Consider the following 550-nt stretch of genomic DNA (forward strand, 5'->3'; position numbering starts at 1 on the left):
CACGGCGGCGCGGCGGCGCGCCGTCCGTCCGGTCCCAGGCCGCGCCCGACGGCTCGCGGCTCGTCATCAACGAGGCGTACGTCAACGGCACCGGCCGCCGGGGCCGCCTACACGCACCGCTTCGTCGAGCTGTTCAACCCCACCGACGCGCCGGTCCCGCTCGGCGGGCTGTCGCTGCAGTACCGGTCGGCCACCGGCACGGCCGCGGCGACGACCGTCGTGCCGCTCACCGGCACGGTCGCGCCGGGCGGCTACTTCCTGGTGCGCGGCAGCGCGAACTCCGGCACCGCCGGGGCCGAGCTGCCCGCCGCCGACCAGAGTGCGACGTTCGCCAGCTCCGGCTCGTCGGGCACCGTCGTGCTGGCCCGGGGCACGAGCGCCCTCACGCTGCCCACGGGTGACGTGAAGGGTCGCGACGACGTCCTCGACCTGGTGGGCTACGGCACCTCCAACACGTTCGAGACCGCCCCGGCCACCGGCCAGGGCGTGGCGCTGTCGCTGCAGCGCGACGCGGGCGCCGACACCGACTCCAACGCCGCCGACCTGGCCG

At 76.7% G+C, this 550-nt stretch carries 1 protein-coding gene; it reads left to right on the forward strand.

What is annotated here, in order from left to right:
• The coding region (locus tag AC2W7G_RS18265; RefSeq protein ID WP_485869682.1) for a lamin tail domain-containing protein at window positions 1-550 on the forward strand (550 nt) is incomplete at both ends.

It is taken from the genome of Aeromicrobium sp. PFPM2_SD2, assembly GCF_057364525.1.